Here is an 11,159-nt window from a genome sequence, read left to right as displayed (position 1 = left end):
TAAAATCTGTTCGACTATCTGCCAAAGAAAATTGGATATTTTTTGCTGAAAGCTTTAACTTGGTCGGATCTAAATCTTTAATCGCACCATTTTTAATTAATGTTTTAAGTTCATGCTCTAAAGATCTGCTCAAATCATCTTGCAATACTTGTGTGACCAAAGAAATTGCAGACTCATCATCACATTTCACATGTTTAGAAAAGGGATTATTACACCCCGCTAAAGCTAATGTTGAAATAATTAAGAAAACAGCTTTATTGTTAAGTTTCATTAAAATACCCTCTTTTATTTACACAATTATAAACAAAATCATCAAAAAATAACAATTTGATCACAAAAAAAAAGCCAGCCGAAGCTGACTTTTCAAATTTTTTAAAATACGTTAAATCAATTAAACCGCAAAGGTGTGTAACACTTTACCCACGACTTTTTGGTTAATTAGTGGCGTATTTTTACCTTGAGACACAATGCTCTCTTTGCTGATGGTCCATTCAAGCTCAGGATCAAGCAAAACCCAGCCTGCTTCTTGAGTCCAGCGCTCTAATATGTTTGCCACTTTTGCCGGAGCAACCGTTACTTTTTCCACCCACTCTAAAGGTTCAAAAAAGCCTTCATGAATGAGCTGAAGACCAAACGGGACAAAAGTATCGAATGCGGTAAAACCGGGCTGAGTTTCAGCAAATGGCGCCATTTTCGCAGAGCTGCTCAGCGGTTCATGATGGGTAGAAATTGCATCAATGACGCCATCTTTTAAGCCTTGACGCAGCAACGCTTTGTCCTGTTCCGAACGTAAAGGCGGACGCACATGGGCAAGTGAATTGAAACCATCAATCAGCTGGTCTGTCAGATGCAACTGATGCATGGCCACATCACAGGTCACCGGCAAGCCTTTGGCTTTGGCATTTTTAATCAGTTCAACCGAAGCACCACACGACAACAAGCCAAAGTGGGCACGCACACCTGTTGCTTCAATCATCAGCAGGTATTTAGCAATCGCAACGGTTTCTGCCAAGGCAGGAATCATCGGCAAACCTTGACGTGACGCAATAAAGCCTTCATGCACACAGCCATCTTTGGCAATTTGTGGTTCTTCCGCATAGAACACCACCGTCATATTTAGACCCGCAGCATATTCTAAAGTACGAATTACCACATCATCATCAGCGAACGGTGCATTGGCATTGGATACCGCGGTACAGCCACCTTTTTTCAGGCCAGCCATATTGGCAGGTTGATGGCCTTTCAAGCCTTGGGTTTGCGCACCAATCACTTCCAGGTAAATGCCGCCATCCAGCATGGCTTTTTCAACCAGGCCGTGAATGAGTGCGCCATTGTCTTGCACAATCGGTTTAGAGTCCGGTGGAGTAAACACATGCAGAATCCCGTTAGCACGTGCAGCCTTCCCTTCAGACTTCAATGTCCCATGCTGCTGCTGACCCGGTTCACGTAAACGTGCACACAGATCCACCATGGTCGGCATCAGCCATTTGCCTTGACCATCAATGGTTTCAGTCACATTATTTGATTCAGCAACCAATTTGCCATTTTCAAGATAAACCGTTTCTACGCTGTCGGTTTTGTTGATGGGGTCCAAGACACGTACATTTTCAATTTTTACAATACTCATGACTTTTCTCTTATCCCGCAATCGCTTCTAACAAACCTTTTTCCTGTAACTGACCTTGCATTGCCAAAGCCAGTACCGCCATACGTACCGCAATACCATTGGTCACCTGATTTAAAATCACCGACTGAGTACCATCGGCAATACTGGAATCAATTTCCACACCACGGTTCATCGGTCCCGGGTGCATCACGATGCAATCCGGTTTCGCCATAGCCAGACGTTCTTTGTTCAGGCCGTACATTTTGTAGAATTCGGCTTGTGAAGATAATGCAGGTGAATCAATACGTTCGTTTTGAATACGTAAAGTAATAATCACGTCGCAATTTTTAATGCCATCTTCCATATTATTAAACAGACGAACATCTTCACCATATTCAGCGAAACCATAAGGCAGCAAGGTATTCGGTGCAATCACACGGATATCTTTACAACCTAAAGTCTGTAAAGCGGCAACATCTGAACGCGCCACACGTGAATGTTTAATATCACCGATAATGGCAATGCTGATATCTTCAAAATTCTTTTTGGTTTCACGGCGAATGGTCAGCATGTCCAGCATCGCTTGTGTCGGATGTGCATGACGGCCATCCCCGGCATTAATAATCGCGACATTCGGGCAGACATCTTTGGCAATAAAATGCGGCGCACCTGAAGATGAATGACGGACCACGAAAATGTCCGTTGCCATGGCTTCTAAGTTCCACAGCGTGTCACGCAGGGTTTCACCTTTAGAAGTACTTGAACGGGCAATATCAATGTTAAGCACATTGGCAGACAGACGCTTTGCAGCCGCCTCAAAAGTGGTACGGGTACGGGTCGAGTTTTCGAAAAACAGGTTCATTACCGTACGACCTTCGAGCAGATTATTAGTAATCAGCTGATTTTGGTCATTAAAAAAGGACTGCGCAGTGTCCAATATTTTTGTGAGGGTTTCTTTGGAAAGACCATCGATGGTGAGGAAGTGTTTTAAGTTACCATCTCGGTTGAGTTGAATCTGGCTCGGAGTATGCAATGCCGCCAAGTGCATGAGAGATTCCTTATACGTTAAGTCAACGTATTATACAGATATTCCCCATTTGTGGCAGTTGAAGTTTTCAACAATTATGCAAAAATCAGGTCGATAATTAAAATCAATATTGAAATTGCTATCCAATATTTCAATGAGATAATTTAAACCAAATTCATAAATACAACACAAAACCGGTTATAAATACCCCTATCTTAAATTAATTTTTAACAACATGATGATTCAACAATTCAACTGCAAAGGGCGACTCTAAATCAGTGAACTCATTTAGAGCCGAAGTTAATTAGCGTAAAGCGCCAATATAATGATGTGAAACTTGGGCACGATAAATATCATCTTCAGTCGGTTCGACCACAAGCAGTTCTGCATTTTCTTCTATTGGGTTTTCTAAGGCAGGTTCGTCAAGTGAAGATAAATTCAACACCGTTTTTAAACGACTAATTAGGCGCAACAGTTCAGGGTCTTGAGTTTCTTGTGCCAGTTCCACAATATGCTGTGCATATTCAATATTTTTAGCCAGATATATGGCGTCAATTACACGACCGGAAACTCGGCGAAGACGTGCATAGATTAAAGTTGCAATCGAAAAAACTTCCCCATGGCTCAAAATCTTGTTCATCATTCCCCCTAACATTAATTACTATCAATTTCTAAAAAATAAAAAGTGTAATTACACTCAGTTTGAGCACCGATAAAACAGGATGCTATTCAGGATTTAGCAAAATATGTACCAATAACGTGAAAGATAAAGATTAAATTTTTCTTGATCCTTGATAAAACTCAACGATATAGCGCAAATCATCCCGCTTTACCTGCCTCTTGAAACCTGAGCTTGAGCGAACAATTTCTCTAAGAACTTCGTAATATCGTCCGCCCAAAACGAAGAAAATACGTTAAAATAGCCGATTGCTTTATTTGTCTTTGGAAATTTACATGAATTCGAAACCGCGTCTTTCTACATATTGGGTCACCTGTGCAGATGGACTTGAAACCTTACTCCGCGAGGAAATTGAAGGTTTAGGTGTTCAAAATATTGAACAGTTACCGGGTCGTTTGATTTTCAAAGGCACATTGGCAGACGCATACCGTATTTGCATGTGGTCACGTTTGGCTTCACGTGTGTTAACCCCTATTCATGTTCATGAACTTGAATTTACTCATGATGCACGTGATGTTGCCGAAGAGCTCTATGAAGGTGCAATCAACTTTGACTGGTCGCTTATTTTTGCACCACAAAGTACATTTGCCATCCGTTTACACGTAGAACGTGACATTAAGGTCAATACACAGTTCGCAACCTTAAGGGTAAAAGACGGTGTGGTGGATTCCTTTATGGAAGCGGTGGGCAAACGACCAAGCATCGACATCAAACAGCCTGAAATTACTTTATATGTGCTTGCCGGCAAGACTGCACACACCTATTGCCTGGATTTATCTGGCGATTCTTTGCATAAACGTGGTTACCGTCATTACATGACTGACGCGCCGATAAAAGAAAACCTTGCCGCAGCCATTCTGCAAAAAGCCCAATTAAAAAAACGCAATCCTGACATTATTTTAGATCCAATGTGTGGTTCAGGGACCTTTATCATTGAATCTTTGATGATGCTGACTGACCGTGCTCCGGGCCTGGTACGTCGTTTCGGCTTTAACGGCTGGAACGGACACGACCATGACCTGTGGATGTCAATTAAAGCTGAAGCCGCAGAACGCCATCAAGCAGCATTAGAACAACCTTTACCGCAGTTCTATGCCTATGATGCAGACTGGGAAGCGGTGAAAGCCACCAAGCAAAACATTATTGCCGCCGGTTTTGAAAAGCTACTTGACCATATCAAGATTGAAGAGCGTACGCTGGCTGATTGGCCTGATTTCAAGGCTGAAGGTAAAACTTCATTTATTGTCACCAACCCGCCTTATGGTGAGCGTTTAGGTGATAAAGCCTCTAACCGTGCCTTATATTTAGGTTTATCTGCTCTTTTACAAAAGAACTTCCCGAATCAGTATGCCGCAGTGATTGCAGCACAAGTTGAACAGGCGGACGTGCTGGCATTTAATGAACCGCAAATTCTGCGTTTGATGAATGGTAAACTGCCTATTTATGTGCGTTTCGGTATTATTAAACCGGCTGCTGTATCAGAACCATTTTTAGCGCATTGGCAACCCCAGCAGTTCGAGCCGATTGAAGGCGCGCAGGACTTCACTAACCGTTTGCAAAAAAATATGCAAAACCTGAAAAAATGGGCAGTGAAAGAAAATATTTTCTGTTTGCGTTTATATGATGCCGACTTGCCTGACTTTAATGTGGCAGTCGATTTATATGGTGATCGCTTGCATGTTCAAGAGTATGCACCGCCAAAAATTATCGATCCTGAAAAAGCCAAAAAACGCTTTAACCTTGCCTTGCAAGCCATCCGTTCGGTAACTGGTTTAGGCCGTGATGCGATCTTCATTAAAACACGTGCGCGTCAGGAAGGTAAAAACCAGTACACCAAACAAAGTACGGCATCTAAGCGCTTTATCGTACAGGAAGGCAAAGCCAAGATTTTAGTCAACCTGACGGATTATCTGGATACCGGCCTGTTCCTTGACCATCGTCAAATGCGTTTGCGCATTGCTGCAGAAGCCAAAGGAAAGCACTTCCTTAACCTGTATAGTTATACCTCTACAGCCAGCTTACATGCTGCTTTAGGTGGCGCTGCAAGTACCACCAGTGTCGATTTATCCAATACCTACCTGAACTGGTCTAAAGAAAATTTCGTCTTGAATGGTTTAACAGTAGATCATGCCGATGAGCAACATCAGTTCTTTGCCAGTGACTGTTTTGAATGGCTCAAAGAAGGTCATGAACAATATGACCTGATCTTTATCGATCCACCAACTTTCTCGAATTCGAAAAAGTTTCATGGTACCTTCGATGTGCAACGTGACCATCTATCATTACTCAAACGTGCAATGAACCGCTTAACCACAGAAGGAACTTTGTACTTCTCCAACAACTATCGTGGTTTTGAAATGGATGAAGAAATTTTAGCGTTCTTTGATGTTCAAGAAATTACCAATGAAACCATTGGCTTGGACTTCAAACGTAATACTAAAATTCACCGTGCCTGGAAAATCCAACATTCACAAAATTAATCGGCCATAAACCTCGAAGATGAAACGCGATTTAGCGTTTCATCTCGATGCTAATGCCCTCATAATAATTCATTGTTAAATTGTCTGATTGATTAACTGTATCAAACGAATGACCGAATGAAATCACCCTGTCATTTATTTAAACGTCACTGATTAGCCACTTTCTTCTGCAATTAAAAAGGCCGCACATCTGGCAGCCTTTTTTATCGGTTCATCTTAATTTAAAAACTTCTTTTCACCATATTTATATTCAATGCCAACCTTGAGGATATCCCCCTCCCGTTTAGCTTGTAGCGACTGCTGCATACCATTCAGCATTTGCTCAAGCTCTTGATCGGATAAGGTTTTACCGCCCTGTTGCAAATAATTCTTCATGATCGTTTTCATGATTTGTTTATCATATTCAATATTGGCCTGATATTCGACCAGACTGGGTGCCATTTTCACCAGGCTTTCAAAAGAGGATTGGTGTCCTGGCATAACCTTGCCTGTCAGACTCGCCTTGGCATATCCATCACCCACTTTGATTTGATTATTTTGCGACTCAAAACTAAATCCTTCGTTCACAATAGCCAGAAAACTGTTCACCAGATTTTGATTCAATTCTTCTTTGGTTCCGCATACTTCAGAATTTTTTTCCAATAAATCTAAGAAAGTCTGTATTTTCTGCTTATTCAGGGCTTTCAGGTTCATATTCATCTGGAAATCACGAAACGTTGGATTTTTATGCAGATTCATTTCGCCAATTTTAACCTCAGTATCAAAATCAACCTTATGCTGATCGAGCCCCGTATTCACAGTCAATACAAAGTCTTTTAATTCTCCACTGCCAAATTGTTCTACATTGCGATCAGTACGCCGGATTGAAGCAATATTTAATCGGGTTTTCCCCTTATCTAGAACAGCATTTAACCCCTGATTCGTTTCAAATTCCAAACCGCTCATCTGCATATGACCCAATTTATCATTCACTGTCATACTCGGAATCTGAAATTTAAGATTAAGCACATCCAGTTGATTCGCTTTAGATTTTGCATCTAATTTAAATGTCATCGAATCAATGCGGGTTTTTGTATCTGCCTCATTTTTTTCATAGACTGGTGTGGTCAAGGATGAATGAATTACGCCTAACCAGTCTATTTTGGTTTCAGCAGTTAAAGGCTGTTTCAATAGTCCTTGAAAGACCTTATTACCTTGCTTGAGATGAATTTGTGATTCAATGTGATAACCATTCCAGCTGCGTTTAATAGCATCAGTCCCGTTCAGGATTAAAACATCTTTGGGTTTACAGGGATCAAGAGTAAATTCAGCCACCCAGTCGGCAGAACCCTGCATAGGTCCCATATTAAAATTATGATATTGAATGGATAATAAGTTGGATTTTTGATTCTGTTGATAATACGAGTTTAAACTCTTATCTGCATATAAATTGCCACCTACGACCGCTGTTGCCAATACAGCAATACTTCCCATACCCCAGATTAGTTTTGACATCATATGTCTCGTTTTTTGTTTATTTTGTCGACGAGTATATGTTAAAAAATAAAATTAGTGTAACTTTTCACACAATTAGATACCCTTATCATATTGCATGTGAGGGAATACGGTTTTAGATTCAAATACTGCTGAGCTGGTTAAATCCGACCCGGCTCGAAATAACTGATTTTACTCCGATCAAAAGTCGTATATGGGTTGGCTTTAAAACTATGAAAATAATGTTTGGCTTGAATGATATGCGAGGTAGTATTGCCCATCCAGCTGATTCTTGGATCATTGTCGGCTAAAGTAATGCAATATGCCTGTTTCTTGCGTAATTTTGTTTGTTGCTTGGCATGATAAATCAGGCTGGAAAATACATCGAGTTGCTCAGGATGGCACAGCGCACTATGAATCATTAAATATTCAAAGGACTCGTTGACCTTAGGCAAAGATAAAACACCTCTCACTCCAGCATAAATATTGTAAAAAGGCTTCAATATTTTTAATGGCAATGAATACTTAACTACGCGAGTTTGTTTAAAGGATTTCTGATTCCACAAGCCATATAATCCCACCATCTTATGATTTTGGTCGTACATCAGATAAAAATCATGAATCTTCATCCCCAGCCAAAACGGATGATTGGATTCCGCCAATCCTGAAAAATCATAATCGGGTAAAAAATTATAATGCTCTTTCATGGAATTCACAAAAGCATTGACTTGGCTCACATGGCCCACATTCATTTGCTGAAAATAATACTGAGAAAATTGTTCCGGTTTAACTGCTTGCGAAACAGTAAAGGTACGAATATCGTCATAATGAAAAGGAATTGGAAAACCTTTACGTTCATTATGCAAAATTCCACATGCCACAGTATTGTCTTCTAGAACCACGCTTTCAAAAATAGTCGAACGCGGGATTTCGTCATAGACATAATCCATCAACAAGCGCATGACTTTATTACCGCGATGCTGAGGCAGCATGCGTAAATCCGCGACATAACGCTGTACTTCTGGTTTACCATTGATAAAACAATTGCGCCAACCCAAATTCATCATGGCAACAACTTGAGAATGATTATCTTCTGGCACGACCAACTTGATATCAGGATGATGATATTGCGCATGGCTAGCGTCCAGATAACTTGGATAACGCTCAAATGCCCAAGTCATGCCATTACTGGGCATGGTTTCCGCAATCAACTTCACCAGTTGCTCATCATCTGCTGCTGTAGCTGATCGCACCACAAAATTTGGCTCATTTGATGAACGATAAATTTCATTGTTATTGTCATTCAATACACGTAATACATTTAAGCTCATAAGGATTTACTCAAATTATTTTTGTTTTCATTTTTTTTAACGGTTCAGGCTTAATATTGCCTTCAATCATTCCGTTCTTCATGGCAAGGTTCTTGTAATAATCCCAGGCATTTTCTACATGTTTTACTTCAGGCTCGTCTAACTGTCCAAGGTTGCGTGCCAATTCATAATGAAAATTTTCTTTTAATAACTGATCTAAAGCAGCAGCACTGGGTTGTTTTTGGATATTTCCTTCACTCAGCATAATGTAATGCGGCTTTTTCCTATGGCAATGTTCAATACCCAAAATACTGATCGGTAGATAATCTTCCTGCTTAAACTCTGCCAAAACTTTGACCGCCACACTATGATCCAGTTTTTCACCGACCAGATCGACCGTCATTTTCCGTCCTAAAAAGCGGAAACATGGAATACTTTGATAAAAATCGACCACCTCCAATTCATCATCAATCACATAACGGATCAAACCAGAACCTGTAGTAATCACCGGACTGACGATGTCACCTACTTTAAGTTGCCAAGCCGGTACGACCTGTTCAGTATCTTGCAAAATAAATTCATAAAAATGTGATTGATAGCTCAATGGAAAACGATCTGCAAATGGAAGGGTGACCACACCTTCTGTTGCCCATAAACCTTTGCCTTCAAAAGCAACATTTGCCATCCGTTCTTGTAAATCTTTCGCCCAACGTTCAGCACTTGCAGTATCCCAACTGGAAATCAAAGTTAATTTCGTCCAGAGCTCTTTCCAAGCCAATGGATCCTGTAAATTGAGTCGCTGCAATTTATAACTTTGTTCGGATGATTTGGGTGCCGGCAAATAATTCAGGCCTTGACGTGACCATTGACCGGTTTTTAATACCGTGACAATTTCTTCCTGATATTGCTCAATAATATCCAGCAACTGTAATGCAAATGTCGGACTCCAGACTGAAATCATGCCTAAATTTTTATCTGCCACCAAAAATACAGCTGTGGCAAACATGGCATCATCGGCAGACTCTGCCAACGCAATATCCGTAGGCACGGATTGGGTGACTTTACTCAATATTCGCTTGGAAACATTGAGTAAAGCACTGTCATCATTAAGATTACTATTTTCTAAAAGTTTGCGCTGGCTTTCAGGTAACCAAGATACCGACCAATAATGAGTTGAATTTTTTAATTGTGGATGCTGGCGATATAAATTGCTTAACCACAGTCCAATCGCCTCATCCAGCTCGTTCAGGAAAGATTGTGTATAAGGAATAAATTTCAGTGCTTCACTTGAACCACTGGTCGGCTGAAAACGTACAATTTTCTCTGCACCTAAACAGTTTTTTCCGCTTTGCCGAGACTGTTCAATTTTCTCTTTCCAGTCCGCATATCGTGTCAAAGGATAGTGTTCTGTAAAGCTCTCATAACTCAGACTTTTTGATGTATGTTGTTTTAAAAACTGATCCAATTTTTGACGTTGCACCATTTCCAAGTCATTCGCTTGCTGCCGATAACGCTTGAAGGCTTTTCGACAGGCGAATTCCAATACTTGATGTGAAGCGGAAAGCAATAAACCCATCGTTAAGCCACCTTAGAATCTGAGTCCGAGGCAATATGCAGAGGGCGGGTTTTATAACGATTTTTACTCTCGTATTTGCTTTCACTGGTACTTTTACTCAGGAAACGATGCACGTAACGGTATAAATCGCTCCAGCGCAATTCACCAATGCAAGGTAATTCAGTTCCCTCTACCCAGGTTGGATTCTTGTCTTCAAAAAATGCAATCTTGAAATTTTTTTCACGTACATCTTTCGTAATGGGTGCTACATCTGCTTTTAAAGGCTGATAGTCATCACCAAAATTCAGTAATCCTGTAGATTTCTCGTAATATTCAGAAAAATATTGATGGCAATAAGACTCTACAAAGTCTTTTAAATGAGGATTTTTTTCATCATAGTGCGGATAATAACTATAAAAATTATTAGCCAACAGTAAGTAAGTTTTGAATCCTTTAGAAATCAAGATCCAGTAAATAGGTTTTAATGGATAACGTATTTTAAAGGTTACGATATAACGAAACATGGCACGGGTTAACGCCCTGTTGCCCCAATATTCTTTTTCAATGATGGTGTCACCACTAAAAAAGGCATGGTGGGCTTTACCATCCACCACAAAATCGCGTTCCATCACGGTAGAAAAACCAACGATTTGTTTGGTTTTAGGCTCCATAATAAGGAAAACACCCGTTTTTTCTAGAAAGTCACGTTCAAAAATTTCATAACGTGTATTGGCATAATATTTTTGATAAATATCATACATACGCTTGAGTTCTTGAATTGTGACTTGGCTGCATTTTTTATATGCACTATAGGGCTCATTTTTGAGCAGACGAATCAGCTTAAATTCGATCATAATTACTATTCCATGTAACCTTCTCTTACGAAGGCAATATTGTTTTTGTTTTAACCGCTTTTTTATACAAGTGTATTTATATAAAGCGAGGCTATTTTATGACCTATAAAGTTGAGAAATCAAATAAAGTCAGACGAATTTCACAAAAATACGATAAACGTGAATAAGAAAAAAC

The 11,159-nt window shown here is 40.1% G+C and carries 9 protein-coding genes; 1 reads left to right on the top strand and 8 read right to left on the bottom strand.

The genetic code is table 11. The features are described from left to right. The 4 genes from B2Y23_RS04765 to B2Y23_RS04750 form a co-directional block, all read right to left on the bottom strand. The coding region (locus B2Y23_RS04765; RefSeq protein WP_291369342.1) for a hypothetical protein at window positions 1-271 on the bottom strand (271 nt) is incomplete at its 3' end. Window positions 272-391: 120 nt separating this feature from the next. Continuing rightward, entirely contained in the window at window positions 392-1,627 is a 1,236-nt protein-coding gene (locus tag B2Y23_RS04760; protein WP_291352322.1) for a dihydroorotase, read from the bottom strand. A 10-nt stretch (window positions 1,628-1,637) separates the two neighbouring features. Continuing rightward, window positions 1,638-2,654 carry an aspartate carbamoyltransferase catalytic subunit gene (locus B2Y23_RS04755; RefSeq protein WP_291352324.1) on the bottom strand — a complete coding sequence of 339 codons (1,017 nt, stop codon included), beginning with the start codon at window positions 2,652-2,654 and terminating at the stop codon, window positions 1,638-1,640. A 283-nt stretch (window positions 2,655-2,937) separates the two neighbouring features. Beyond that, complete coding sequence (locus tag B2Y23_RS04750; protein WP_409449755.1) at window positions 2,938-3,276, bottom strand: hypothetical protein; 339 nt, start codon at window positions 3,274-3,276, stop codon at window positions 2,938-2,940. 311 nt (window positions 3,277-3,587) lie between these two features. Between B2Y23_RS04750 and rlmKL the strand changes: the two genes are divergently transcribed. Beyond that, window positions 3,588-5,792, top strand: a complete 2,205-nt coding sequence (gene rlmKL / locus B2Y23_RS04745; RefSeq protein ID WP_291369340.1) for a bifunctional 23S rRNA (guanine(2069)-N(7))-methyltransferase RlmK/23S rRNA (guanine(2445)-N(2))-methyltransferase RlmL — start codon at window positions 3,588-3,590, stop codon at window positions 5,790-5,792. Window positions 5,793-6,008: 216 nt separating this feature from the next. Here rlmKL and B2Y23_RS04740 read toward each other — a convergent pair whose 3' ends face one another. The 4 genes from B2Y23_RS04740 to B2Y23_RS04725 all read right to left on the bottom strand — a co-directional run bounded on the left by B2Y23_RS04740 (window position 6,009) and on the right by B2Y23_RS04725 (window position 10,984). Then, the gene (locus tag B2Y23_RS04740; protein WP_291369338.1) at window positions 6,009-7,286 is read right to left on the bottom strand and encodes a DUF945 family protein; all 1,278 of its coding nucleotides are present in this window, start codon (window positions 7,284-7,286) and stop codon (window positions 6,009-6,011) included. Window positions 7,287-7,426: 140 nt separating this feature from the next. Further along, entirely contained in the window at window positions 7,427-8,596 is a 1,170-nt protein-coding gene (locus B2Y23_RS04735; protein ID WP_291352332.1) for a GNAT family N-acetyltransferase, read from the bottom strand. A 10-nt stretch (window positions 8,597-8,606) separates the two neighbouring features. Continuing rightward, the gene (locus B2Y23_RS04730; RefSeq protein WP_291352334.1) at window positions 8,607-10,151 is read right to left on the bottom strand and encodes a GH3 family domain-containing protein; all 1,545 of its coding nucleotides are present in this window, start codon (window positions 10,149-10,151) and stop codon (window positions 8,607-8,609) included. Window positions 10,152-10,153: 2 nt separating this feature from the next. Beyond that, complete coding sequence (locus B2Y23_RS04725; RefSeq protein WP_291352336.1) at window positions 10,154-10,984, bottom strand: hypothetical protein; 831 nt, start codon at window positions 10,982-10,984, stop codon at window positions 10,154-10,156. Window positions 10,985-11,159: the final 175 nt, after the last annotated feature.

This window comes from Acinetobacter sp. UBA5934, assembly GCF_002430855.1.
Lineage (GTDB): Bacteria > Pseudomonadota > Gammaproteobacteria > Pseudomonadales > Moraxellaceae > Acinetobacter.
Note: the sequence above shows the minus strand (reverse complement) of the source record. Positions and strands in the feature narration are given on the sequence as shown.

What these genes read in the sequence shown, in the direction of transcription:
- B2Y23_RS04725 (WP_291352336.1), bottom strand. Translation starts at nt 10,984, where the DNA reads ATGATCGAATTTAAGCTGATTCGTCTGCTCAAAAATGAGCCCTATAGT.
- B2Y23_RS04730 (WP_291352334.1), bottom strand. Translation starts at nt 10,151, where the DNA reads ATGGGTTTATTGCTTTCCGCTTCACATCAAGTATTGGAATTCGCCTGT.
- B2Y23_RS04755 (WP_291352324.1), bottom strand. Translation starts at nt 2,654, where the DNA reads ATGCACTTGGCGGCATTGCATACTCCGAGCCAGATTCAACTCAACCGA.
- B2Y23_RS04740 (WP_291369338.1), bottom strand. Translation starts at nt 7,286, where the DNA reads ATGTCAAAACTAATCTGGGGTATGGGAAGTATTGCTGTATTGGCAACA.
- B2Y23_RS04735 (WP_291352332.1), bottom strand. Translation starts at nt 8,596, where the DNA reads ATGAGCTTAAATGTATTACGTGTATTGAATGACAATAACAATGAAATT.
- B2Y23_RS04750 (WP_409449755.1), bottom strand. Translation starts at nt 3,276, where the DNA reads ATGATGAACAAGATTTTGAGCCATGGGGAAGTTTTTTCGATTGCAACT.
- B2Y23_RS04760 (WP_291352322.1), bottom strand. Translation starts at nt 1,627, where the DNA reads ATGAGTATTGTAAAAATTGAAAATGTACGTGTCTTGGACCCCATCAAC.
- rlmKL (WP_291369340.1), top strand. Translation starts at nt 3,588, where the DNA reads ATGAATTCGAAACCGCGTCTTTCTACATATTGGGTCACCTGTGCAGAT.